18 protein-coding genes and 1 pseudogene are annotated in these 25,569 nt (G+C 39.9%); 8 read left to right on the top strand and 11 right to left on the bottom strand.

Annotated elements, in window-relative coordinates:
* Positions 1 to 52 precede the first annotated feature (52 nt).
* Positions 53 to 382: a YbaB/EbfC family nucleoid-associated protein gene (locus CMT41_RS12935; protein WP_088568907.1), complete on the top strand. Its 330-nt coding sequence runs from the start codon at positions 53 to 55 to the stop codon at positions 380 to 382.
* A gap of 113 nt (positions 383 to 495) precedes the next feature.
* Here CMT41_RS12935 and CMT41_RS12930 read toward each other — a convergent pair whose 3' ends face one another.
* The 6 genes and pseudogenes from CMT41_RS12930 to CMT41_RS12915 form a co-directional block, all read right to left on the bottom strand.
* Positions 496 to 1,485 (bottom strand): glucokinase, encoded by a 990-nt coding sequence (locus CMT41_RS12930; RefSeq protein ID WP_058028235.1) that lies wholly within the window; start codon positions 1,483 to 1,485, stop codon positions 496 to 498.
* Positions 1,486 to 1,543: 58 nt separating this feature from the next.
* A complete protein-coding gene (locus CMT41_RS12925) occupies positions 1,544 to 2,545 on the bottom strand; it encodes a LacI family DNA-binding transcriptional regulator (RefSeq protein WP_058027493.1) in 1,002 nt (333 codons plus the stop codon).
* Between the two features lie 231 nt (positions 2,546 to 2,776).
* A complete protein-coding gene (locus CMT41_RS19925; protein ID WP_442855044.1) occupies positions 2,777 to 2,938 on the bottom strand; it encodes a hypothetical protein in 162 nt (53 codons plus the stop codon).
* Between the two features lie 26 nt (positions 2,939 to 2,964).
* A pseudogene (locus CMT41_RS19920) lies at positions 2,965 to 3,168 on the bottom strand (MFS transporter); the annotation flags it as partial.
* A 96-nt stretch (positions 3,169 to 3,264) separates the two neighbouring features.
* The gene (locus tag CMT41_RS12920; RefSeq protein WP_058027492.1) at positions 3,265 to 4,800 is read right to left on the bottom strand and encodes an MFS transporter; all 1,536 of its coding nucleotides are present in this window, start codon (positions 4,798 to 4,800) and stop codon (positions 3,265 to 3,267) included.
* Between the two features lie 58 nt (positions 4,801 to 4,858).
* Positions 4,859 to 6,190: a GH1 family beta-glucosidase gene (locus CMT41_RS12915; protein WP_058027491.1), complete on the bottom strand. Its 1,332-nt coding sequence runs from the start codon at positions 6,188 to 6,190 to the stop codon at positions 4,859 to 4,861.
* A gap of 290 nt (positions 6,191 to 6,480) precedes the next feature.
* Between CMT41_RS12915 and CMT41_RS12910 the strand changes: the two genes are divergently transcribed.
* Both CMT41_RS12910 and CMT41_RS12905 read left to right on the top strand, forming a co-directional pair.
* On the top strand, positions 6,481 to 7,746 hold the full coding sequence (locus CMT41_RS12910) for a sugar MFS transporter (RefSeq protein ID WP_088568906.1): 1,266 nt from the start codon (positions 6,481 to 6,483) through the stop codon (positions 7,744 to 7,746).
* Between the two features lie 51 nt (positions 7,747 to 7,797).
* Complete coding sequence (locus CMT41_RS12905; RefSeq protein ID WP_083494290.1) at positions 7,798 to 10,443, top strand: glycoside hydrolase family 3 protein; 2,646 nt, start codon at positions 7,798 to 7,800, stop codon at positions 10,441 to 10,443.
* Positions 10,444 to 10,648: 205 nt separating this feature from the next.
* Here CMT41_RS12905 and CMT41_RS19210 read toward each other — a convergent pair whose 3' ends face one another.
* The gene (locus CMT41_RS19210) at positions 10,649 to 10,786 is read right to left on the bottom strand and encodes a hypothetical protein (protein WP_157466377.1); all 138 of its coding nucleotides are present in this window, start codon (positions 10,784 to 10,786) and stop codon (positions 10,649 to 10,651) included.
* The gene (locus tag CMT41_RS12900; protein WP_058027490.1) at positions 10,761 to 11,960 is read right to left on the bottom strand and encodes a sensor histidine kinase; all 1,200 of its coding nucleotides are present in this window, start codon (positions 11,958 to 11,960) and stop codon (positions 10,761 to 10,763) included. Before CMT41_RS12900 ends, CMT41_RS19210 begins: the two co-directional genes overlap by 26 nt.
* 597 nt (positions 11,961 to 12,557) lie before the next feature.
* Between CMT41_RS12900 and CMT41_RS12895 the strand changes: the two genes are divergently transcribed.
* On the top strand, positions 12,558 to 14,117 hold the full coding sequence (locus CMT41_RS12895; RefSeq protein WP_058027489.1) for a tryptophan halogenase family protein: 1,560 nt from the start codon (positions 12,558 to 12,560) through the stop codon (positions 14,115 to 14,117).
* Positions 14,118 to 14,239: 122 nt separating this feature from the next.
* On the opposite strand, the gene CMT41_RS12890 is transcribed toward CMT41_RS12895, so the two are convergent.
* From CMT41_RS12890 to CMT41_RS12880, 3 genes are all read right to left on the bottom strand, one after another.
* The gene (locus CMT41_RS12890; RefSeq protein ID WP_058027488.1) at positions 14,240 to 15,724 is read right to left on the bottom strand and encodes a tryptophan halogenase family protein; all 1,485 of its coding nucleotides are present in this window, start codon (positions 15,722 to 15,724) and stop codon (positions 14,240 to 14,242) included.
* Positions 15,725 to 15,762: 38 nt separating this feature from the next.
* Positions 15,763 to 16,479: a SapC family protein gene (locus CMT41_RS12885; protein ID WP_058027487.1), complete on the bottom strand. Its 717-nt coding sequence runs from the start codon at positions 16,477 to 16,479 to the stop codon at positions 15,763 to 15,765.
* A 325-nt stretch (positions 16,480 to 16,804) separates the two neighbouring features.
* The gene (locus CMT41_RS12880) at positions 16,805 to 19,831 is read right to left on the bottom strand and encodes a TonB-dependent receptor (RefSeq protein ID WP_058027486.1); all 3,027 of its coding nucleotides are present in this window, start codon (positions 19,829 to 19,831) and stop codon (positions 16,805 to 16,807) included.
* A 437-nt stretch (positions 19,832 to 20,268) separates the two neighbouring features.
* Between CMT41_RS12880 and CMT41_RS12875 the strand changes: the two genes are divergently transcribed.
* Genes CMT41_RS12875 through CMT41_RS12860 form a run of 4 tightly spaced genes read left to right on the top strand, consistent with a single transcriptional unit; the run spans position 20,269 to position 25,485 of the window.
* Positions 20,269 to 21,708, top strand: coding sequence for an MFS transporter (locus CMT41_RS12875; protein WP_058027485.1), 1,440 nt, complete (start codon positions 20,269 to 20,271; stop codon positions 21,706 to 21,708).
* Positions 21,701 to 24,169, top strand: coding sequence for a GH36-type glycosyl hydrolase domain-containing protein (locus CMT41_RS12870; RefSeq protein WP_083494289.1), 2,469 nt, complete (start codon positions 21,701 to 21,703; stop codon positions 24,167 to 24,169). The genes CMT41_RS12875 and CMT41_RS12870 overlap by 8 nt, the downstream gene beginning before the upstream one ends.
* Entirely contained in the window at positions 24,162 to 24,713 is a 552-nt protein-coding gene (locus tag CMT41_RS12865) for a gluconokinase (RefSeq protein WP_057181669.1), read from the top strand. The genes CMT41_RS12870 and CMT41_RS12865 overlap by 8 nt, the downstream gene beginning before the upstream one ends.
* The gene (locus tag CMT41_RS12860; protein WP_058027484.1) at positions 24,706 to 25,485 is read left to right on the top strand and encodes a sugar-binding protein; all 780 of its coding nucleotides are present in this window, start codon (positions 24,706 to 24,708) and stop codon (positions 25,483 to 25,485) included. The genes CMT41_RS12865 and CMT41_RS12860 overlap by 8 nt, the downstream gene beginning before the upstream one ends.
* Positions 25,486 to 25,569: the final 84 nt, after the last annotated feature.

The following is a 25,569-nucleotide window of genomic DNA, read 5'->3' as shown; positions in this document are numbered from 1 at the left end:
AAAATAAGACAATCAATGTAAAAATAGTCAACCTAGTAATATCGGAGAAAATATCATGATGAAAGGCGGAATGGGCAACTTAATGAAACAAGCCCAACAAATGCAGGCCAAAATGGCTAAAGCGCAAGAAGAGCTGGCAAAAATGGAAGTTGTTGGTGAAGCAGGTGCTGGCATGGTTAAAGTAACTATGACCGGTAGTCACAGTGTTCGTCGTGTTGAGCTTGATGACAGTTTAATGGACGATGATAAAGACATGATTGAAGACTTACTTGCTGCAGCGGTAAATGATGCGGTACGTCGTGTTGAAGAGCAAAATAAAGATAAGATGGGCGCACTTACTGGCGGGATGCAATTACCACCAGGTATGAAAATGCCGTTTTAGGCTGCTTTCGAAGCCAGATTATTTTCAAACTGGCGTTTTTAAAGCAGGTGTATTTTGAATAATAAAAGCTCAAGAGATTCTTGAGCTTTTTTTTGCCTGCTATTTTCGGTAAATTATGGGCAAACCTGGTTAAGATAAGCGGCAGCACCGAGTAAACCTGGTTGGCTTTCGGTGATGATGTAAGTCGGCGTTTGTTTGTTTAAATACGACATACGACCTTTAGTTTCAAACCTTGCTCTAAACTCACTATTTTTTAAATAATCGACAAACCTCGGCACTATACCACCCGCAATATATACGCCACCAATCGAGCCTGTGGTTAAGGCTAGGTTACCGGCAAAGCTGCCTAAAATTTTACAAAACTGTGATAAAGCCTGTGTGCTTATCGGGCAGTTGCCATTTAATGCTTGTGCACTAATATCTTTAGCCGTTAGTTTAGTCGCTGCAGGGGCTTTGTCATCAGCCATAATAACCGTTAATGCGTGATATATTTGCTCTAAGCCGTAACCAGAGAGTAGCTGTTCATAAGAAATGCGATTTTTTGTCGTTTTTAATTGTGCAAATATTTTAACATCAAGTTCATCGACAGGGGCAAAGTCGATATGACCTCCTTCGCCACCTAAACAGTGCCAGTGATTATTAATGTTCACTAAATTAGCAACCCCCAGCCCTGTTCCCGGACCACAGACAGCTATTGGTTGGTTCTTCACTGCTTCTCCGCCGCCAATTTTTATCTTTTGCTTATCATTCAATAAAGGAATGGCCATAGCGATTGCGGTGTAATCATTTATTAGCGTTAAGCTATTTAACTTAAGCTCTGTTTTTAGCTGTTTTTGTGAAAACTGCCAGGGCAAGTTGGTCATGGCGATAGCATCGCTATCAACTGGGCAGGCTATGGCTAAACAAGCATTTACACGAGTGTTAAGTAGTTTTTTTTCGGTCAAGTATTGATAAATTACCGTACTTAAGTGGGGAAACTGCTGACACTGATATGTTTCAATTTCGTTGAGATTATTATTCTGATCAGTAATTGCTAACCTGATATTTGTACCGCCAATATCAGCAACTAGATTTATTACTTGCCTATCTTGTGAATTCATCATCTTTTGTCTTGCTTCTCGTTCAAAGGTGTTTATTTTTTCAGTGTCGCTAGTAACTGCACTAGCTTTTGCAAATAAGGGAATCTCTAGTAATAAGTGTTGGTTCAAAAGAGTGGGTAATTGACATATTCTTTTGTTTATAAATATTTTTTAACACTAACTTTGCTGCCATGGTGCCCATTAAGTTTACTGGATTATCTATGGTAGTCAGTTTCGGGTAGGTATGTCGTGCAAAAATGATATTATCAAAGCCTATTATCGATAGATCTTTAGGTAAGGAAAACCCTCGCTCTCTGGCATAAGTAATTGCCCCTGAAGCCATCTCATCATTGGCACAAATCAATGCACTAAACTCCTGTTTACTATCAAGAAAATGCTTTAAACCGTCACTGCCACCGGTCTCTTTAAAGTCGCCTTCAAAATATAGCGTGTCACTAAAAGGGATATTACTTTCTGCTAATGCTCGTTTATGACCCGCTAATCTGTCTTTTGCATCGGCTTTAAATTGCGGTCCAGCGATATAGGCAATAGTTGAGTGTCCTTGCGCTATTACTGACTGGGTGGCAAGGTAGCCACCTAATTCATTATCTAAGCTAATACAGTGGTCATTTAAACCTTCAACTAATCGACTCATAAAATAAACAGGCATTTTTCCTTTGCATAAATCAATTAGGTAAGCATCACTGACCGCCTCAACGTGTAAGATAATGGCATCACAATTTCGGCTAATCAAAAACTCAATACCGTCTTTTTCTTTATCTTCCTCACTGTGTCCCGTAGTAATAATAACGTGTTTGCCGGCGGCTCTTAATTCAGATTCTATGCCAGCCATCATTTGACCAAAGAAGGGGCCATGTAACTCTGAAACTAAGATGCCGACACTATTGCTTATATTTGATGCGAGTGACTGGGCAATAGAATTAGGGCGATAACCGAGTTCAGCCATTGCGTCCAAAACTTTCTGACGTGTTTTATCGCTGACTCGTGGGTTTTTATTTATCACACGAGAAACCGTTGCTAAAGAAACGCCAGCAAGTTTTGAAACTTCGTATATAGTGGCCATGATATTCCTAAGTTGGCAATTTTAGTGGTAAATACTTTGAATTTTAACGGTTTAATTCTAACATGTTTGCCAATATGTTAACTAGTAGCAGTCTTTAATTGTGCTTGTATTTTAACTACTTGCTGTTCTGTTAAGGTGTATTTTCGCATTACCCAAGCAACAGCAAATGAGCCTAACGCCAGTAAAACGGTAAAGGATAATAGTATACCCTGTTTAGTCGCTTCGGTTTGTTCAACATCTGGTTGCTGATATTATTTGTAAGGCAATATAGGCTTTAATTTTACAGACTCGTTTTGCCAGCGGTTGAGCAACGGCGCAACCTATCATACTGGCAATAGCCCCTAAGGTTAAAAAGGAAGTAATTAAGTCTTCACGACCAAGAAAACACTTCACGTAATAAATGGCTAGGGTGAATCGTAAAACTTGCCCCACCTAGTTTTAGTATTATCGGCAATATTACCCATCAGTGGGTCAGTTACCGCATCGATAAGTCGGACCAATAAAAACATGGTGCCAACTGCAGCAGGTGATAAACCCATGACATCAGTATAAAACAGTAATAAAAACATCATTACCGTTTGGAAAATAATATTACTGGCGGTATCACCTAAACCATAAGCTATTTTTCTCTAACACTAATCATGGCTACAAAACTTTGTTTTCTTTTGTTGTCGTTTTAAACAGCGAACTTTATGTTTTAGTGGCGCTGTTGAAAATTACTAAGTGGCGACTAAATCGGCTCTACGTTGCCTTAGTTCATCACCAATTTGCTGATTTTGCTTACAGGTTAAGGGGTAAAAAACCATCAAAGCAGCACCAGCAAAAGCAAAAGCAGCGGGTATCCAACTCATCAGTAATTGCATGCCAGGCAAGGATGCTTCGATAGTCGCTTTGTCCATACCATCATAGCCATAGCTAGCCAGCACCACCAAGACCAGAGCGCCAGCAAAACCGCCACCGGTTTTTTGGACAAAGGTGCCAGCAGAATAGATCAAGCCAGTAGCTCGGCGACCATTTTTCCATTCAGAATAATCTGCAGAATCACCCAACATGGTAAAAAATAAGGTTGGCATTATGGCGGCAAAAAATTCAGCACTACAACCTAAGATGAAAATAGCAGTGATATTCCCCTGAGGTACCCAATAGAAAGCGGCGGTTAAGACCCCACTAATCATAAGTGAGACAATAAACAACTTGCGTTTTCCTAACATTTTAGCTAAAAAATTAGTACATAAGGCGCCTAATATCGACACCAGTAATAGTGCGATGAAGTACTTACCAACCATGAGGTCATCGCCTACTTGGTATTTGAAATAATAGGCAATGGTACCGTATTTAATGCCGTTATACATCATGGTTAAAAAGCCCATGCCTAATAGTATCAACCAAGGTTTATTGGTCAGTAGGTCAACCATATCACGTTGACTACCACTCATATCTTTCGGTGTATTGTTGATTAAACGCCTAATCAATAGCCATATAGAAGTCATGATGATGACAAAGAATATACCGCTATATATATTGCGGTAATAGAAAAATAAGCTCATAGCTAATAACGGTAAAATGATAAAAGGTAAGTTTTTACTTAAATCAAATAGCTCGGCTTTTAAGTTGCTTGATTGATCAACGACTGTTGTTACCCGTTCTTTGGTGGTGGCAAACGTTATCACCATAAGGGCAATTAAAATACCAGCAAACAAATACATACTATATTGATAACCTAAGGCATCGTTGCCGTCGCCAAAGTAGGCCACCAAGTCAGGTAAAAAGCCCATCACCAGTAAACCACCAGCAAAAGCGCCAGCAAAACGAAAGCCAGATAAACTAGTGCGTTCGGTGTCACTTGCCGTCATTACGCCCATTAAAGCGGAATAGGGCACGTTATTTACCGTGTAGGCAAGCGTTAAACCTATATAGGTAATATAAGCGTAGATGAGTTTATTGCTATCAGATAAATCAGGGGTGGTGAAACATAACACCATAAATAAGGCTAAAAAGGGTGTCGACCATAAAATCCACGGGCGAAACTTACCCCAGCGGGTATTAGTGCGATCGGCAATCATGCCCATAATTATATCGGTAACACCATCAGACAAACGCACCACTAAAAACAGCATGGCGGCGGCGGCTGCGGTTAAACCAAAAGTGTCAGTATAAAACACGGCTAAGTAAGCTAAAGCGCCGCGCCAAACTAAATTAGCAGCAGCATCGCCCGTGGCGTAGCCTACTTTTTCATAAAAGGGGATTTTAGTCATTTGTTTTCCTATCATTTAGCTTCACATCATTCAGGCAAAAAAACGGATTATCTATTTTTTATCTATTACTTATTAGGGCTTTATAGGCAAGTCCGCTGGCTTTAATGGTTCTTACTTGTGTGTCGTAATCGACATAAACAATGCCGAAGCGTTTTAAATAACCTTCCGCCCATTCAAAATTGTCCATTAAACTCCAGGCAAAATAGCCACTTACTTGTACACCTTGCTCAATAGCGTCATGCACTGCATTAAGGTGACTTTGATAATAATCAATCCTGTCTATATCATTTACCACACCGTCGACCAGTCTATCAGCCATTGCTGCACCGTTTTCCGTGATGTAGATGGGCGGCAATGAGTACTTGTCATTGAGTGAAACCAATAACTCAGTAAAAGCTTGTGGATAAATCTCCCAACCTATATCGGTATGAGGCTCTGGAGGATCTATTTGCAAGAAGTGTTCATCTGCATCGGCACGGTAAATCGCACGAGTATAGAAATTGACCCCTAAAAAGTCAGTAGGGTGGGCTATGATTGCCATATCACCCTCATGTATTTCAGGTTGATGAGCCGTGGGTAGTTGCGCCATAATTTCAGGATACTCACCGTCAAATATTGGCTTGATATACCACTGGTTAAAATAATCATCAGCAAAGGCTGTTGCTTTTACATCGGCTAGCGATGTCGATTCAGGGTAACCAGGGGTAAAGTTTAACACTATACCATTTTGGCTGTTTGGGCTGTTTTTTACCAGTACTTGCATAGCTAAACCATGGGCAAGTAAAAGATGATGAGCGGCTTTCTTACCAAATTCTTTACCAACAATGCCGGGTGCATGGACGCCAGCTTCATAACCTAAAAAGGCACTACAAAAAGGTTCGTTCAGCGTAGCATACGAATAAACCCTATCGCCAAATGCTAGACTAATTTTATCGGCATAATCTCTAAATTTATAAGCGGTTGCTCTATTTAACCAGCCACCTTCATCTTCAAGGTATTGAGGTAGATCCCAATGATAAAGTGTGACAAAGGCTTTAATATTTTTAGATTTTAAGCTATCTAAAATATTAAGGTAATAATCGACCCCGGCTGGGTTTAGTTCACCAGATTCGTTGATTACCCGCGGCCAAGAAATAGATAAACGATAGGCATCAACGCCTAAAGAGGCAATTAATTCCACATCTTGTTGCCAAAGGTTGTAATGATCACAGGCAATATCGCCATTTGAGCCATCAACGACTTTACCGGGGGTATCACAAAATGTGTCCCAAATACAGGGTAGACGATTATTTGCTCCGCCTTCTATTTGAAACGAAGCCGTTGCGACACCATAAATGAAATCTTTTGAAAGCATTTCAGATTGAGCGGGTAAAGTAAGTTTGACAGTCATTAACTATATACCTATTTATTTAAGCCAAATTAGTTTGGCGATTATCTAAATTTATTTTTATGTCAGCGGTTATAAAAAAGGTTGAAAAAAGTAACTAGATGTTCTTTAATGTCCATGTAAGCGCTTACATTTAGATTAGAGCTTTATAAGACTTAGGTCAACCACTTTCATGATATTTCAATTTTAACGCCGATATGTCATTGAAAGTAATAAGTTTATGATTTTATTTGCGCCTAGTTGTTTGATAATAAATTAAGTAATAAAACAAAATAAATTAAAATGAGGGAAATATGTCAATGCATTCAAATTCAGGTACTTTCAATCAGGTGAGTGATGTGCCGCAAAACAATAACTTTTCTTTTGCACTAACGTCATTAACGTCATTATTTTTTATGTGGGGATTTATTACCTGTTTAAATGATATTTTAATTCCGCATTTAAAAGGTGTTTTTGATTTATCTTATAGTCAGGCCATGTTAGTTCAGTTTTGTTTCTTTGGTGCTTATTTTCTTGTTTCACTGCCCGCCGGCGCAATAGTTAAAAAGCTTGGCTACCAGAAGGGCATTGTTTTAGGGCTAATTATTGCTGCCATTGGTTGCTTATGTTTTTACCCCGCAGCCTCTATGCACAGCTACCCTGTTTTCTTAATGGCACTATTTATACTTGCCAGTGGCATTACCTTGTTGCAAGTATCAGCTAATCCTTATGTAAGCATGCTGGGTGAGGCTAAAACGGCTTCATCTCGTTTAACCATGACTCAAGCTTTTAATGCCTTAGGTACTACCATAGCGCCATTTTTTGGCGCCTTGTTGATTTTAAATGAAGCAGCGGATGCACTATCTGCACAAGGGTCTGCAGAAGCAGTACAAATGCCTTATGTTTTTCTTGCCGCTATGTTGTTACTGCTGGCCGCAATTTTTGCTTGGATAAAGCTACCTAACGTGTCACCCGTTGAGGAAGAAGAAAAAAGCCAAGATGAAGAGAGTGGTAGTGCGTGGCAATATCGTCATTTGGTACTCGGCGCTGTTGGCATCTTCGTTTATGTTGGTGCTGAAGTATCCATTGGTAGCTTTTTAGTCAGCTTCTTTGCTGACCCTAATATTGCTGGTCTAGAAGAATCGCAAGCGGCAAAATATATCGCCTATTATTGGGGCGGTGCCATGGTGGGGCGTTTTATCGGTGCAGCCGTTATGCAAAAAATAGCTGCAGGCAAAGCGTTATGCTTTAACGCAACACTGGCCGTTATACTGATTTTAGTGGCTGTTTTCTCATCGGGTACACTTGCCATGGTGGCAATTTTACTGGTTGGTTTATGTAATTCAATTATATTCCCAACAATTTTCAGTTTAGCCATCCAAGGCTTAGGTAAACATACCAGTCAAGCTTCAGGTATTTTATGCTTAGCGATTGTTGGCGGAGCCATTATTCCTCTTGCTCAAGGGCTACTTGCTGACAGTGTTGGTGTACAACCGGCGTTTCTCTTACCTATATTTTGCTATTTCTTTATCGCCTATTACGGTCTATCCGGCAGTAAAGTAAAAGACATTGCCAAATAAGAGTGGCTTATCACCACGTTCTAGCAATTAATATGAATAAGAAGTAACACTATGACAAATGAAAAATTTATTGATAATAAGCTAAAAAGTAAAAGGTTAAGAAGCCAAGCGTTAAATAGTAATAAGCTTAAAACCAGCATACTATGCTTGGCTATTTCTTCACTACTTGTTGGCTGTAATGGCAATAAGCAAGAATCAGTAGCGGAGATAAAGCCTGAGCAAAGCGCTGCGTCTTCATCGCTAGCAAAAACGTCAGCCAATATTAGTATTTGGCCAAAACTTGATATAGCCGTTAAAACGAATGCTGATATTGAAAGAAAAGTAGCATCCTTACTCGCGACAATGACACTTGAGCAAAAAATTGCGCAAATGATCCAACCAGAAATACGAGATATCACGGTTGAAGATATGCGTAAATATGGCTTTGGTTCATATTTAAATGGTGGTGGTGCTTTTCCTAATAATGATAAACATGCTACACCAAGTGATTGGGTCAATTTAGCTGAAGCCATGTACCAAGCATCAATCGATGATAGTTTAGACGGTAATAGCATCCCAACAATGTGGGGCACAGATGCGGTGCACGGACATAATAATGTTATTGGTGCTACCTTGTTTCCTCATAACATCGGCTTAGGGGCAGCTAATAACCCTGATTTGATTGAAAAAATCGCTGCAATCACCGCAATAGAAGTGAGGGTCACGGGTATTGATTGGGTTTTTGCACCTACGGTTGCCGTCGTGCGCGATGATCGTTGGGGCAGAACCTATGAAGGTTACTCTGAAGATCCAGAGATTGTTAGAGCATACTCTGCTGCCATAGTAAAAGGTTTGCAGGGTGCTGCGGACAAAGACTTCCTTGGTGACAATCGTGTTATTAGTACCATAAAACACTTTATCGGTGACGGTGGTACCGATGGCGGCGACGATCAAGGCAACAACCTTTCAGCAGAGCAGGCGTTACTCGATATTCATGGTCAAGGTTACGTTGGCGGTTTATCGGCTGGCGCTCAATCAGTTATGGCATCTTTCAATAGCTGGCACGGTAGCAAGATTCATGGCAATAAATACCTAATAACGGATGTATTGAAAGGGAAAATGGGCTTTGATGGTTTTGTTGTTGGTGACTGGAATGGTCATGGGCAAGTTAAAGGTTGTTCAAACGAAAGCTGTCCACAAGCGGTAAATGCCGGCCTAGATATTTTTATGGTGCCAACGGATGCTTGGCGGCCACTTTATGAAAATACTATCAAGCAAGTTAAAAGTGGTGAAATTGCACAAACTCGTATTGATGATGCGGTCAGTCGAATTTTACGGGTTAAATTTAGAGCAGGGCTCTTTGATAAACCAAGCCCAGTAAATAGAGCTTTATCAGGGAAAATACATTTAATTGGCGCTATTGAGCACAGAGAAGTTGCCCGGCAAGCGGTAAGAGAGTCGTTAGTGCTATTGAAAAACAAGGATAATTTATTACCCTTGTCAGCCAATCAACGGATTCTGGTTGCCGGTGATGGTGCCGATAATATTGGTAAGCAATCAGGTGGTTGGACTATTACTTGGCAAGGTACTAATAACTTTAATGATGACTTCCCCGGTGGCAGCTCTATTTATCAGGGCATTAAGCAGCAGGTTAATACTCAAGGCGGTAGTGTTGAACTCAATGTTGATGGTCACTATAACACTAAGCCTGATGTCGCAATTGTTGTTTTTGGCGAAGAACCTTATGCCGAAGGCGTAGGTGATATAGAAAATTTAGAATATCAACAAGGAGTTAAACAAGACCTTGCTTTGTTAAAACGTCTTAAAGCCGATGGTATAAAAGTTGTGTCTTTATTTATTAGTGGTCGTCCTCTGTGGGTTAATGCTGAGCTTAATGCCTCTGATGCATTTGTCGCGATATGGTTACCCGGCTCAGAAGGTGTTGCTGTAGCCGATGTGCTGTTCAGCAAAGCCAACGGTGACATTAACCATGATTTTACCGGTAAACTGTCTTATTCTTGGCCAGCAACAGCTAATCAAACTAGGGTAAATCGTTTTGATGACAATTATCAGCCATTATTGCCTTATGGTTTTGGTTTGAGTTATGGTGAACCGAATGTATTAGCCGATGATTTAGACGTTAGTACTGACAAAACTACGACAAGCTTACCAAGTATTACCCTTTTTGAAAGCTCGGTGAAATCGCCATGGAAAATGATGATTTCTGATAGTCATGCTACTAATGCTATGACCAGCAGCATTATTGAAAATAAAGCGCTTTATTTACACACTATTGATAGAAATGTGCAAGAAGATGCCAGAAGAGTGCTATTTAATGGCTCTGAAAAGGGCTTGATTGCTTTTACCAGTAGCTCTGCCACTGATCTAACACCCTATAGTAAGGCTAATTCGACCCTAGAGTTAACCGTGCGTTTGACTGAGCAGCTAAATTTAGTAATGCCGCAGGTTTATTTATCTATGAGTTGTGGTGAGCAATGCCAGGGCCAGGTCAATATAAGCAAGGAATTGTCATCGTTAAAGCTTAACCAATGGCACACCCTCAATATTGATTTACAATGTTTTGAAAAAAATGGCGCTGATATGAGTAATATTTTTAGTCCATTTTCATTGCATACAATAGCGCAATTTAGCATTGATTTTACTGATGTCTATATTAGACCTAATAACCTAGAGCAAGCTAATATTTCTTGTCAGTAATCATTAAGTCGCCGTAGGAAGTAAGTCAGCTGAATATGCTTTTTTGCTGTTCAGCTGATTTTTTATTAGTCAAATCGCTTTCATATTCGCTCATCAAACTGATAGACAGTTAAGACCGCTTGATGAGCGAATAAATTAATCAACAGCCACCTTACGCCAATCTGGCTTGTTCAGTAATACTTAATCGTCATCAATATTCCTGCGGTTAAAAGTCACATTGAGCTGTGCTGTCAGCAATAATAGAGGTTAGTTTACCCTTGTTATAGTCGTTGGCAGTATCGCGATTTTCTTTCCTTGTTGCTAAGGCTTTACCTTGCTCAGGTCGAACTGTCTCTGGTATCAAAAGGAAACTTCAAAATAAACTGAGTACCTTGGCTTAAGTGGCTAACACAATCAATAGTTCCTTTTAATGACTGAGTTACCAGGTTGAAAACAATATGCATGCCTAAGCCACTACTGCCTTTAGCACGCCTAGTGGTAAAAAATGGTTCAAATATTTTCTGTTTAACTTGCTCATTTATGCCACAGCCCGAGTCAGTATAAGTTAATAGCAGAAACGGCTCTGTTGCGGTGATTTCGATAGTAATATTCCTTTTGTTGGTATTTTCAAAGGCATGAATTACCGAGTTCATCACCAAATTGGTAATGATTTGGGTTAAAACTCCAGGGTCTCCCCAAAGCGTTATATCGTCAGCACATTTTAAGGTCAAGGTGCAGTGTTTCTTTTTTAATACTGGGTGAAGACTACTCAGTATTTTATTTGTATATTTTTTCACTTGAAATAAACGAAGGTTTTTGTCGGACTGATCAACCGCAACTAACTTGAAATTATTAATCAAATCAGCTGAACGCTGTAAATTAATTTTAATTAAATTAGTACTAAGCTTTGTTTGTTCTATGTAACGGCTAAATTCTTTACTGGATATCTGTTTCAGTATAAAGTGATTGGCAAGTTCATCTGTGGTGTCTATTAAGTGTGATACAGCGGTTATTGATATACCTAAAGGGGTATTAATTTCATGGGCGACGCCAGCAACTAACCCTCCTAATGAAGCCATTTTCTTAGATTCAATCAATGATAATTGCGCAAGGTTTAACTTGTTCAGCGAGTCTTGCAATGCTTGGTTCTTTTTCTCTAACATTGATGGGCTCGGCAAGCGAATAAAAAAAGGTAAAATAAACCATATAACAATACCGGTAGCCACCGAAGTTACTGCCGTTATTGCCTTAACGATGGCTGAAATACCATAGATTGGCTCCCATATAACCATGGCACTGATCAGATGGGATGTACCACAGGCAAGAAAAATAACTGAGCCAGCTAATAAAAAGAACCAGGGGTAAGGTAAGTCTTGTCGCTTCTTAACAAAAATGATAACCGCGGCGGTAATGGAAAAGTAAGCCAGACCGGTTAATACATCCGAAATAACCGAAGTCCATAGAATATCGGCTTGCCATAAATAACACATACCGTGCGGCATAAAGTCATTGTTATCAAAAAATGAGGGTGCAGCCATGGCTAAACCTAAAGGGGGGAGTTAGTAAGCCTAACTTTAGTAGAAAGCAGCTAAAAATCTTGTTTATCAATAAACTAAATAAAAGTTTCTAAGAAATTTTTAAATTAATACCGGCTGCAAAATTTATCTGCTCTAACTTGAAATTCCCCTATACGGCATCAGGTGTTTGGCAACGAAGCAAAGGCATTATTTGGCCACTGATATTTGTCACCTTCAGCGAAATTGGCAAATGATAAAAATGTTAAACAATCATGAAAATTGCTGAGGCTCATTTCAGGCTCATGTTTTAGACAAGCTATCAATATAAGTAAAGCAAGTAAGCTACTAATTTTCTCTGCTAACTACGCAATCCTTAATCGATAAATGCCTTGCTTAATTAAAATAATTAGTTTTAAATGAAAGCGCTTACATTGGCGTTATAATTTACGTTGTCGACCATTAAATAATGGGGCTGCAATGGCTAAGGTATTTGCTCCTGCGTGGTTAAAACGTAAGGTGTGTTCACATTACATTTTTAGTTGTGAAAATAATATCGGATAGTGCAAAACAGGCGACCTAGAGTAGCCACAACTGACCAGTATCTTAATCGGGGGAGCTATGAGTAAAGTCATTAAAAATATTGTTATCGTAGGTGGAGGCACTGCCGGTTGGTTAACCGCAGGTGTCATTGCCGCAGAGCATAATTCAAAGTCTGCATCGGGTTTGCAAGTGACTTTAATAGAGTCGCCTGAGGTGAATACTGTTGGTGTGGGAGAGGGAACTTGGCCAACCATGCGAGAAACCTTAGATAAAATCGGCATATCTGAAACTGAATTATTTAGAGAATGTGAAGCCTCATTTAAACAAGGAGCTAAATTTTCCAAGTGGGTTACCGGCGCTGAAGACGACTATTATTATCACCCGTTAGTATTACCGCAGGGTTATACCAAAACAGACCTGGTATTTCCCTGGCAGAAACATCGAGGCGAAATTTCATTTGCTGATGCCGTCAGTTATCAAGGACATCTCTGTGAACAAGGCCGTGCTCCTAAACTCATTTCAACACCTGAATATGCTGGTATAGCTAATTATGCTTATCATCTTAATGCGGTTAAATTAGCTCAGCTCTTGCAAAAACACTGTATTGAAAAACTAGGCGTTAAGCATGTTGTCGACCATGTAACTGCAATAAACTCAGCTGACAATGGTGATATTGCCTCAGTTGCAACAAAAGAGCACGGTGATATCGCAGGCGATTTATTTATTGATTGCTCAGGTTTTTCTTCAATATTATTAGGCAAGCATTTTAATGTGCCGTTTATTAGCAAAAAGCACATCTTATTTAATGATACCGCCTTGGCCGTACAAGTGCCTTATCCTGACGAAAATAGTGCTATTGCTTCCCATACTATATCAACAGCGCAAAGCTCAGGCTGGATTTGGGATATAGGTTTACCTTCAAGACGAGGGGTAGGTTATGTTTATTCAAGCGAGCATACTAATGATAAAGATGCTGAAAGTGAGTTACGCGCTTATATTGAATCTTCCATTGGCAAAGCTGAAACAGATAAACTTAAGGTAAGAAAAATAAGCTTTAATCCCGGACATAGAGAAAAATTTTGGCATAAAAACTGTGTCGCTATCGGTATGGCCTCTGGATTTTTAGAGCCACTTGAAGCTTCAGCTTTAGTCTTAGTTGAGCTAGCTGCGGCTAAAATAAGTCGCGAAATGCCCGCCACACGCGAAACCATGGACATAGTCGCCAAACGTTATAATAAACAATTCCTCTATCGTTGGCAGCGTATTATAGAGTTTTTGAAGCTGCACTATATTTTAACCAAAAGAACCGACTCTGCTTATTGGCGAGATAATTGTAATGCTGAAACCATCCCTGAAAGTCTACAAGAGTTATTAACCTTATGGAAACATCAACCGCCAGGACCACAAGACTTTCACCATGTTGAAGAGGTTTTTCCTTCGTCAAGTTGGCAATATGTGCTCTATGGTATGGGCTTTGAAACCCAAGAAAATGAAGTGTCACGCAAGTTTGTCAATGAAGAAATGGCGCATCAATTTTTTAGTGAAAATGTTCAGCTTACTAAAAAGTACCTATCGGCGTTACCCAGTAATAGAGAATTAATTGATAAAATTAAACAGTATGGTCTGCAGAAGATTTAGTTGTTTTTATGCACGTAGTTACTGGGATAAGTACGTGCACGATATTGTTTTTATGTGCAGATGAGCAATGTCAGACTAAAACTTATTCGTTACTTACTAGCACGTTAATTGAGCCGATTAGATTAGCGGCTTGAACGGCAATACTGCTCTAAAAAGCTTTGATGGGAAGGAAGGTTTGCGACCGCTTTATCAATTGTCTGTCTTATATCGCTTAAGAATTTATCGAGTTCATGTGGTTTCATAATAGCGGCAATTTGATGGTACTGCTCAGGATAGACACCTTGTCCCAACATGACTTGTGCCCATGAATCAACACGGAATAATTCGCCTTCAGCGGTGAATATACGTCCAGTTTCTTTGAATAAAGCTAGTCTTTGTTTAAGCGAGTCAGGTATTTCCATATTTTTACAGTACTGCCAAAACGGTGTGTCAGCTCGCTCAGTAGCATGGTAATGTAAAATAATAAAGTCTCTGATATGCTCAAGTTCAGTGGTCAGTTGTTGGTTATATTCGTTAACAGCGGACGGGCTTATACCCTCGAAAGGAAATAGTCGGATTAATCGTAATATACCTGACATGATCAAATGAATACTGGTTGATTCCAACGGCTCTAAGAAACCACTCGATAAACCTAAGGCAACACAGTTTTTATTCCAGCCTTTTCTGCGGCGACCCGTCTTAAACTTAATCACTCTTGGTTGCTTAATCGGCTCACCTTCAATGTTATTCATCAACAAGGTTTTGGCATCATCATCAGCCAAATATTTACTGCAAAACACTAAGCCATTACCCACTCTATGCTGTAATGGAATACGCCATTGCCAGCCACTTTCACGGGCGATAGAACGGGTATAAGGTAACGGGGCTGATACTGATTTCGTTTGTACGGCTACAGCACTGTCACAGGGTAACCAGTGTGACCAATCTTCATAACCTGTATGTAATGCTTTTTCGATAAGTAAGCCAACAAAGCCAGTACAATCAATAAATAACTGACCTTCAATAACATTGCCGTTGGCAAGTTGCAGCGATTTAATGTCACCCGTTTTGCTATCTTTGGCGACGTCGATAATTTTACCTTCTATGCGTTTAACACCATGTGCCTCGGCAAAGGTACGTAAAAATTTTGCATAAAGGCTGGCATCTAAATGATAGGAGTAATTTAAACCGCCTTTTGCAAGGGCGAATTTCTCAGCTTTAGCGGCTTGAATTTCTGGGGAATAATGTTCAAAACCGAAGTCAATGTTGTTTTGCTTGCCGTGTAACCAAAAGTGCTGAAATTCGCCCGCCCAACATTCTTTGCCGACACGGCCAAAACCGTGCATGTATTCATCATCACCCTTTTTCCAGTTTTCAAAGCTTATACCTAATTTGAACGTGGCATGGGTTGCTTTCATAAAGGCTTGTTCATTGATGCCCAGTAAACGATGAAATGCGGTTAGTGTTGGAATTGCTGCTTCACCAACACCGACAGTGCCAATTTCATCTGACTCCACTAAGGTGATATCAAAGGATTTACCTAACAACTTTGACAAGGAAGCTGCTGCCATCCAACCGGCAGTTCCGCCACCAGCAATAACTATTTTAGTAATTTTATGATTATTCATTTAAGCCTCAAAATTTTTTGCTGATGTTAGCGGGTAAACTATTGCTTGTTTTTTAAGTCTACTAATCGTTGAATATTACCCAAAGAAGCGGTAATAAAATAGGCTAGTCTTAATAAACCCGAGCTGTGCAGCTCATTCAAAGCGTCACCACTGAGCTTAGCTAGCTTTTCTTCATTAAGGGTATAATTGCCTTGCAGAGAAATTTTTTCACCATTGTTTAACTCAATATTTAAAGCAACAGCTTCAATTAAATCATTTTTTAAAAATGCTGCAAACATTTGTTGGCTTAGCTGTGAACCATCATGCAGTGTTTTTAACGATTGGTTTACTTGCACAAGATAAGGGCTAGCCTGACCATCGTCTAAAAATAGTGCCTCGCCACTTTCTTTGTTCACTCTTGGATTGTCCATATCAATGGCAACTATCGGCTGCTTAACCTTTTCGCCATTTTCTTCTTTTTCTTCAAAACCAATAATAAATGGGCCTTTATTAATCATCGCCGGGATATAGCTGGCTTGCCAACCGTTATTAATATAGAGGTTCTCTCCAGCGACTAAGCCCAGTAATACTACACTTTGAAACTGACCTGTTTCAGGGTTTTTAATAAATAGAATAGGGTAGTCACGCTGTGCTGCTTTAAATTCGTTAGGGAATATTAAAGCACTGTTAATCTTTGCTGAAAATTTGTCGTTAAAATGAGTAATAACTTTAATGTCTTTGTGATTTTTATTATCGAGAATGTCGTGATTAGCCATGAAAAAGTCCTATAGATGAATGCTTGTTTAACTTGCTTGCTTAACATTTTTTTACTGCTAGATATTCATGTTTTTAACAATTTAAGGTAATGATTTACTGTACTTAACTTTAATACTTTATAAAATGGCCTGTAGAAAAAGATCGCTTTATAAAAAATTATTTATGTTTTATCTATGTATTATTTATTATCTGCTCTAACAAGTGCCGAGTGTTTTTATTAAAGGTAAAAATAATAAACCGCTGAATTCTAAGGCTCAGCGGCTTATTTATATTTACTTATTAGGTGACTCTTAATTATTAGCTAAGAGCTTATATTCGTATAACTTAGAAAGTGTAACGAAGACCTAACTCATAACGTGCATGCCATTCTTCAGCAAAAGTTAACTGGTTGGCTGTACGACCATGTTTACGCGGGTCTTCACCAGTAATGTTAATACCTGCAAATGACATTGAAAACTGCTCAGTCACTTGATAGCCAATACTGAAATCAAGTTGTGAGTACTCTTCAGTAAACTCCGGCTCATTTGAATAAATTGCCGCATTGTTTAAGAATTCGTCACGCCAGTTATAAGCAATACGTGCTGAGAAATTATCCATTTCATATAACAATACTAAGTTAGCCGTGTCACTTAAACCAAGTAAAGCAAACTGGGTAGCTGTAGAGGCTAAATCAAAACCGATATCACCATTAACAATGGTATAGTTTGCTTGAAAACCAAAGCCACTATCGCCAAAGAAATGCTGCACCGCGAATTCCATACCATCAATTACTGCACTTTTGTTGTTCGTTGGTGATTGTGATAAAAAGCTCATTAATGGATCGTCGCTGTTAGCAAAAACATCGACTTCTTTTTCATAGTAGTTATCGGTATGACCGTCAGCATAAATTGTTTCACCTAACTGAGTCGCCGCAACTTGTGAGAACAAGGTTGTTTCGTTAACGTTAATACCAGCGGCATTTAAATCCTCAATCGCTTGTAAAGCTCTTGGGCCGGCACTTGGATCTCTTAAACCATAATAATCACCGACAATTGGTGCATTACCGATAAATTTATCAACGTCTTTTCTGAAGTAACCCGCAGAGACATAACTGGTATCGTCAAAATACCATTCTATTGAAATATCAATGTTAGTTGATTCTAAAGGTACCAGTGATGCTCTACCTTGAGTTGCCGAGCCATTTAGTTCATTAAGCACTGTTGGTGCACCAGGGCCGCCGTTAATACTTACCGCATTACTTAATTGACCATAGGTAGGACGAGCAATTGTTTGACCGAATGAAACACGGGCTTTGAGGTTCTCTGTTAAGTCAATATCAAAATCGATATTAGGTAAAAAGTGACTATAAGAGTTTGACTCACTACGCAGTTGAGCATCGACAAAAGCACCTTGATCTACGGTAAAGTCATTATTACTTACCCAGCGTACCGCGGTTGGTGCAGCAATATTAGCCGTTGAAGTAGATTTAGTATCTTCATAACGAACACCTACAGAGATGTTATAAGGCAGATCAGAGATGTAACCGGCGTAAGAGACTTTTACGTAAGCCGCGGTAACATCTTCTTGAATGCGACGGTCAGTTGCAAGGGCGGTGTCACGTGCTAAATCTAAGCCATAAATAGGCGCTGCCCAATTAGCTAATGCAATAGCGTCGCCACGGAAAGCTTGCGTCCAACCCGTGGTTTTATAGTCGTCTAAAGAGTCGTTAAAATCGATAGCATCTAACATCGATTCAGGAATTTCACCAGGATTATTTACCCCCCAATCACCCATAGATTGGTTAGTACTTGATTGCACTGAGTGGTTATCCATTTCTCTTGATTCAATACCAAAATCTATTTGACCGTCTTCAAATTCCCAAGTACCGTCGATACGAATTTGAGTAATATCATTGGTATTGTAAGCATGTGATTTTTGGTAAATAGAGGTACCAACATCGCTGACGTCAAATACATTATTACAGTTTAAACCAATGCGAGGGTCACAATCGTTAAAACCAACGTGGATTGCCGGGAAACCTGAGGCGCCATAAGTAGCACCTTGTTGTGCTAAAATGTTAGAACCAATACCGACAGTGACATCATTACCATAGCTTGACATCGGCGATGACTCAGAAGAGGAATCGTTATAATCAAACGCTAAGGTTAAATCATCATTAACTTCCCACACTAAGTTCAAGCCAATAGCTGCATCTTCGGTGATTGAATTACGATACTTTTGCTTTACGGCAATATCACGAGGTGCTTGTTCTCTTTTATCTTCACGGTAAACTAAAGGTGAAGGGTTTAAACCATCAGTAAAAGTGATATCACTTTTATAATCAGACATCCAAATTGATAATTCAGTACCTTGTTGCTCTTGTTCTAATTTAGAGTAGGTATAATCAAAAGTCGCGGTAATAGACTCTATAGGGCGATATTGCAAGGTTAGTTGTGCGTTAGTACGTTCACGTTGTCTGTCCCATAAACGGTAACCAAGATCCGAAGGAAGTGCATAATTTTCACCAATACCCGGGGCATTATTTAATTGCGTAGGAGCGCCAGGGGAAGAATCTGGCACCATATCAGGAACTGTTCCGTCATATACACCGTTACGCCATTGAGCAACAACGGCCTGGGTAGAACTACTATCACGTTGAGAAAAGCTACCGGTGAAAGAAGCACCAAACATTTCATCTTCATCAGTCCAGCTTAATAAACCAGAGAGTTCAGGTGTTACTTGGTCACTGTAATCACGAACACCATCTCTTACTGAGGTGTCCATCATGGCTTTACCACCTATGCTAGCAATAAAACCTGGGTTATCAAGTGGTTTAGCCGTAGTAATGTTAATGGTTGCACCAATACCACCACTTGCAGCAGCAGCATTGGCTGTTTTGTATATTTCTACCGATTTAACCGCATCAGAAGCAAGATTTTGGAAATCAAAAGCTCTGTTATCCGAAGCGCCACCACCGTCAGGTAAAGTAGATGAAGCCATAAGGCGACCATTTAAGGTGACCATGTTGTACTGAGGACCAAAGCCACGAACTGTTACTCGGCTACCTTCACCATTTGAACGGTCAATTGAAACACCGGTAATACGCTGTAGCGATTCAGCTAAGTTAGTATCAGGAAACTTACCAATATCTTCAGCAGAGATGGCATCAACCACACCGATAGCATCACGCTTCAAACGCGTAGATTCTTTGATACTTGAACGCATGCCCGTTACTTCGATAACTTCGACGTCGCTATGTGCGGCAGCATTTGCTGATACTTCTTCTGCTGATATTGCCGGCAACGCAGTTGCCCCAAGTATCAATGACAAGCTTGTTGCAATTCTTGTTCTGGTGAATGTTTTCTGAATCATGTTACATCCTCAGTCTTAGTGGACCATTTTATAATTATCATTTTAGTGTAAGCGCTTACAAGATTGTACAAAAAAATATAACACATCAGATCGTTTTGACAAGTTGCAAAATAAAGTAACAATGTAAGCGCTTACATAAAGGTAAGTTAATAATAAAAAGAGGTCAATAAGTATTTCAATTTAAATTAAAGTTTATACACTAAAAGCACAGTTTATATACAGCGCTTAATTATAATTTTTAAGGTAAATACTATATTAAACAGCTTATTAGATTGTTTGTTGTTTTTATTATATAAATTACAGCTTGAAAATAATACAAATGCCAGTATATTTGTAAGCGCTTACATTTGCTGGCGTGAGATGACAAAAAATTGTAACTAGGGTTTTGTGGCTTTGATGCACAAAGGTAACTTTTGGTAATAACAGCGAGCCTCATAATGATAAAAAATATAAAACAGCATCAGCTTAACTTAGGTGAAAAGGTGGGTTACGCCTGTGGCGATGTCGCTTCAAACTTTTATTGGCGGGTCTTTGATGTCTTCCTTTTTATTTTTTATACCGATGTTTTTGGCTTATCAGCCGCTGCTGTCGGCACTATGATGTTGGTGACTCGGCTTATTGATGCCTGCTCTGATCCGCTAATGGGTGCCATCGCGGATAGAACAAATACCCGCTTTGGTAAATTCAGGCCCTATTTACTCTGGGGTATTATCCCCATGATTGCCGCAGGGGTACTTACTTTTACCGTGCCTGATACCAGTGATAGTAATAAATTAATTTGGGCTTATGGCACTTACATCTTTATGATGTTGGCATACACCTTTATAAATGTACCTTATGGCGCCTTACTGGGTGTAGTTACCGGTGATAGTCAGCAAAGAACCACTTTAACCAGCTTCCGTTTTATTGGCGCTTTTTCTGGTGGTAGTTTGGTCGCTTATATGACACCTGAGTTGGTAAATTACTTAGGGCAGGGTGATGAAGCACTTGGTTGGCAGCTTACTATGCTTACTTATGGTTTAGTTGCTGGGGTACTTTTTGTTATTACTTTTTTATCAACCACTGAGCGTATATCGCCACCCGCACAGCAAAAAACACCGGTATTACAAGATTTAAAAGATTTGACGCAGAATTCCCCTTGGAAGATTCTTTTTGTCTTAGCACTTATCATCATGATGACTATCTCATTAAGAGGCAGTAGCGGCACTTTCTATTTTAAATATTATGTTGAACGTCCCGATTTAATTGGCAGCTTTGCTATGGCTTACATGATTGCTTTAGCCATTGGCGCAGCGTCGACGCCACTATTAACCAAGTTTATTGATAAACGTCGCTTGCTCATGATACTGATGACTATTGTCGCGCTACTGTCAGTTATTTTCTATTTTGTGCCGAGTGATAACATTACCTTGATGTTTATTTTACAAATTATGATTGGTTTAGCACTGGGGCCAAAATCACCGTTAGTTTTTTCCATGTATGCCGATACCGCGGATTTCTCGCAATGGCGTACTGGGCGTCGGGCCACGGCGATGATATTTTCCGCTGCTGCCTTTGCACAAAAACTTGGTGGTGCCCTTGCGGGCGCTATGATTGGTTGGACGCTGTCTTCATTAGGTTATATTGCCAATCAGGTGCAAACCGGCTCGTCACAAGAAGGCATAGTCTTACTGATGAGCTTGCTGCCGGCTATTTTTGCCGCCATTGCTGTGCCGGTAATTTATTTTTACCCCTTAGATGATCAACAGCTGAAAAAGTTGCAAGGTGAATTACTTATACAGGAAAAAATAGCACGGGAAGCGTTAGCGCAGCAAGAATTAGTAAAGCAAGAAAATCCTAATACTGCTGAGGATAAAACAGGAGCCGTTAATGCCTAAGTTACCTAGACCTAAGTTGCCTTTGATCTCTATAGATAACGCGGTTGCTGGTGATAATAAAATAAAGCTAACCAGTCCGACGAAATTACCTAATGCGAGCGGTTTTTTATGGAACAGTTCCATGGTGATGCAAGTCAATTGTCGTGGTTATGTTAATTCACAGTTTATGCAGCCCGAGCCAGCTAAGTATTCTTACGCGCCAAATATGGAAGCTAAAAGCTTTATTCAACCGGAACATAGCTATTTTACTCATCATCCCGGACGATTTTTCTACCTCAAAGATGAAGACAGTGGTGAAATCATTTCACTGCCCTATGAACCCATGCGGGTGGAACTCGATAAATTTTCTTTTGAACTCGGCCATAGTGACATTACTTGGTCAATTGAACACTTTGGTTTGCAGATCAGCATCAAGGTTAATTTGACTAAAGATGACTTAGTGGAGTGTTGGTTTTTTTCGGTACTAAACCTAACGGAAAAGACGAAAAATATTAGCATCTATCCGTATTTCACTATTGGTTATATGTCGTGGATGAATCAGTCAGCAAGCTATAACGAGACCTTAAATGCTATTGTCGCTGATTCGGTAACGCCCTATCAAAAAGTGACCGATTATTTTAAAAACAAGCACTTTAAAGACAAAACCTTCTTTCTTAGTGATACTCGCCCGACGGCTTGGCATGCTAATCAAAAGGTCTTTGAAGGCGAAGGCGGTTTGCATCAACCAAGTGCCCTGCAGGCTGAGTTGTTAGAGAATGTTGAAGCACGTTACGAAACCCCTGTTGCGGTCATGCAATTTAAGCAACAGTTATTAGCCAGTGAAGGTAAAAGCTATCAATTTCTGTTTGGTCCAGCCAAAGATGAAGCTGAAATCGCGATAATTAAAGAAAAATATTTGGGTCATCAACAACGAAGTCAAACGGAAAAGTCCTATCGAGACTACATAGCACAAAGCAAAGCGTGTTTAACCATTAACAGTGATAATGGTACCGGAAATAAAGGCTTTGATGATTTTTTCAATCATTGGTTACCAAGACAAATGTTTTACCACGGCGATGTTAATCGTTTGAGCACCGACCCACAAACTCGAAACTATATTCAAGATAATATGGGCATGGCTTTTATTCATGCCCAGCAGACACGTAAAGCTTATATTTTAGCTGTTTCTCAACAAGCCATTAGCGGAGCTATGCCAGAGGGGGTTTTGCTGCATCAAGACGCACAGCTTAAATATATTAATCAAGTACCTCATGCAGATCATGGTGTGTGGTTGCCTATCTGTTTATCGGTCTACTTAAATGAAAGCGCTGATGTCAGTTTACTCAGTGAAATGATCGCTTTTGCCGATTCAACCGAAGAGCAATCGTTTGCCAGCCATATAGAATTAGCCTTGGATTACCTTATAAATGCTACCGATCATCGCGGCTTGAGCTTTATTGAGCAAGGTGATTGGTGCGATCCAATGAATATGGTCGGTTATCAAGGTAAGGGCGTTTCTGCCTGGCTATCTTTAGCTACAGCCTATGCACTAACAACCTGGTGTGATCTTTGTGTCGAATATGACATTAGCATTAGCCAACAAAAGTATGATGAATATCGTTTTGCTGCCCAAGCCATCAATAGTGCGGTAAATAAACACTTATGGCATGGACAATGGTTTGCCCGCGGTATTACCGATGATGGTCGTGTTTTTGGTACAAATGAGGACAAAGAGGGCAAGATATTCCTTAACCCACAAAGTTGGGCCATGCTCAGTGGTGCGGCAAACCAAGATCAGCAAGTTGACATGATAGCGGCCATCACTAAACAATTGACCACGCCACAAGGGGTGATGATGCTGGCGCCAAGTTATACCGCTATGGTGGAAGATATTGGCCGTATCACGCAAAAACATCCTGGGGTGTCGGAAAATGGCTCTGTTTATAATCACGCGGCAATATTTTATATTTATGCGCTTTATCAAGCAGGACAAAATAACTTAGCTTTTGACTTGCTCAGTAAAATGTTGCCATCACTTGAAAATGCCCAAAGAACTGGGCAATTACCTATCTATGTACCTAACTATTATCGTGGTGCTTATCATCAGCTGCCCAAACAAGCGGGCCGCTCGAGTCATTTATTTAATACCGGCACAACCTCGTGGTTATATCGTTGTTTAGTCGAAGAGCTGTGCGGCTTAAAAGGCTGCGCTCGAGGTTTACAGATAATGCCAAAACTGCCGACAACGCTAAAACATTTATCTGGTCAGCGATTATTTAGGCGGGCAATACTCAATTTCACTATCGAGCAAAGCAGTGAGGTAACCGCAGTGACAATTTTACTCAATGAACAAAAAATAACCGGTAATATCCTGACAAACTTGCAGGCGGGACAGCATTATCAATTACAAGTTAAGGTAGCAATGACAGCTGAGGGCACCCGTGCAGCTAGTCATGCCAACGGGGGGCAGTCACATGATTAAGCTAACGCAGCCATCACGGTTACGGTTATTTATTGTGATGGGGGTGAGTGGCTCCGGAAAATCTACCCTAGCTAAGAAAATGGCTGAGGAACTTGCCCTCACTTTTATCGATGCCGATGACTTTCATAGCGAACAAGCTAAAAAGCATATGGCAGACAATAAACCATTAACCGATGAGATGAGGATACCTTGGCTCACGACTATCATAGCAAAGTTAAATTGTCTTCATCAGCAGGGTAAATCCGTGGCTTTGGCCTATTCCGGCTTGAAATCGGCCCACAGGGACTTATTTAGAACACTGCCTTTTTATTGTCATTTTTTCTATCTTATCGGCGATCAGGCTGTCATTGCCAAGCGGATTTCTCAACGAGAAAATCACTTTTTTTCACCGGCATTACTTGCTAGCCAATTTGCCGCCATGGAGTCACCCTTGCTCAGAGAGCAAGATATTAGCTCAGTCAATAGTGACCGACCATTTTTATTAGTGGCCGATGAAATAAATAAACTTGCTCAGCTCATTACCAGGAAAATTAACAATGCGTAATTATATTAAATTTATCAGCACTTTATTAATGCTTTGCTCTATTCATGTATCTGCGCTGGAAGCGGTAAAAGCAGTAGGAAAAATGAATATTGATGGTATTGCCGATGAAGTCAGTTGGCAGTTAGCTAAATGGCAGCCAATAGATAAACTCATTTTTGGTACACAACCGAGTGCTGCAGATTTTAGTGGCCGCTTTAAAATAATGTGGGATGAAGAGCAATTATATTTATTGGTAGAAATTACTGATGATATTTTATTTGATCAACATGCCGATCCTCGCCATCTCTATTGGCATGATGATTGTTTAGAAGTCTTTATTGATGAAGATGGCTCAGGTGGTAATCACCAGTTTAATTTTAATGCTTTTGCTTATCATATTGCTCTTGATAATCAGGTGGTGGATATCGGCGAAAAAAATGCCGACGGCTCGGATAATTTTGTCTTGTTAAACGATCATATAACCAGTAAATGGCGTCGCAGCGAAAAATCACCACATAAAGTTATCTGGGAGCTAGCCGTGCGAGTTTATGACGATAGTTTTACTATGCAAATGCAAATGCCGATGCAAACAAACACGCAAAAGAAAAAGCCGCAGCCAGTAAAATTATCCCTGGGGAAAGAGCTCGGCTTTATGTTGGCCTATTGTGATAACGATGGCAGTAAAGAGCGCGAACATTTTATTGGCTCGGTTGATATTCAAGCGGTAAATGGTAATAAGAATTTAGGCTATATCAACGCCGATGTTTTCCAGAAATTGACCTTGATTAACTAGCCTAGTCGATACAATTCAGTTAAATATGCTTGTTTTAGTGAGCTGGGTAAAAAACAAGCAAGAATTAAAGTTGTTAAATAACAA

Source organism: Colwellia sp. MT41, assembly GCF_001444365.1.
Classification (GTDB): domain Bacteria; phylum Pseudomonadota; class Gammaproteobacteria; order Enterobacterales; family Alteromonadaceae; genus Colwellia; species Colwellia marinimaniae.
The sequence above is the reverse complement of the archived record's forward strand: the minus strand, read 5'-3'. Positions and strand labels throughout refer to the sequence as shown.

Bases quoted from the DNA above. Each gene is read 5' to 3' on its own strand.
- CMT41_RS12930 (WP_058028235.1), bottom strand. From the start codon at position 1,485: ATGATGAATTCACAAGATAGGCAAGTAATAAATCTAGTTGCTGATATT.
- CMT41_RS12925 (WP_058027493.1), bottom strand. From the start codon at position 2,545: ATGGCCACTATATACGAAGTTTCAAAACTTGCTGGCGTTTCTTTAGCA.
- CMT41_RS12920 (WP_058027492.1), bottom strand. From the start codon at position 4,800: ATGACTAAAATCCCCTTTTATGAAAAAGTAGGCTACGCCACGGGCGAT.
- CMT41_RS12915 (WP_058027491.1), bottom strand. From the start codon at position 6,190: ATGACTGTCAAACTTACTTTACCCGCTCAATCTGAAATGCTTTCAAAA.
- CMT41_RS12910 (WP_088568906.1), top strand. From the start codon at position 6,481: ATGTCAATGCATTCAAATTCAGGTACTTTCAATCAGGTGAGTGATGTG.
- CMT41_RS12905 (WP_083494290.1), top strand. From the start codon at position 7,798: ATGACAAATGAAAAATTTATTGATAATAAGCTAAAAAGTAAAAGGTTA.
- CMT41_RS12900 (WP_058027490.1), bottom strand. From the start codon at position 11,960: ATGGCTGCACCCTCATTTTTTGATAACAATGACTTTATGCCGCACGGT.
- CMT41_RS12895 (WP_058027489.1), top strand. From the start codon at position 12,558: ATGAGTAAAGTCATTAAAAATATTGTTATCGTAGGTGGAGGCACTGCC.
- CMT41_RS12890 (WP_058027488.1), bottom strand. From the start codon at position 15,724: ATGAATAATCATAAAATTACTAAAATAGTTATTGCTGGTGGCGGAACT.
- CMT41_RS12885 (WP_058027487.1), bottom strand. From the start codon at position 16,479: ATGGCTAATCACGACATTCTCGATAATAAAAATCACAAAGACATTAAA.
- CMT41_RS12880 (WP_058027486.1), bottom strand. From the start codon at position 19,831: ATGATTCAGAAAACATTCACCAGAACAAGAATTGCAACAAGCTTGTCA.
- CMT41_RS12875 (WP_058027485.1), top strand. From the start codon at position 20,269: ATGATAAAAAATATAAAACAGCATCAGCTTAACTTAGGTGAAAAGGTG.
- CMT41_RS12870 (WP_083494289.1), top strand. From the start codon at position 21,701: ATGCCTAAGTTACCTAGACCTAAGTTGCCTTTGATCTCTATAGATAAC.
- CMT41_RS12865 (WP_057181669.1), top strand. From the start codon at position 24,162: ATGATTAAGCTAACGCAGCCATCACGGTTACGGTTATTTATTGTGATG.
- CMT41_RS12860 (WP_058027484.1), top strand. From the start codon at position 24,706: ATGCGTAATTATATTAAATTTATCAGCACTTTATTAATGCTTTGCTCT.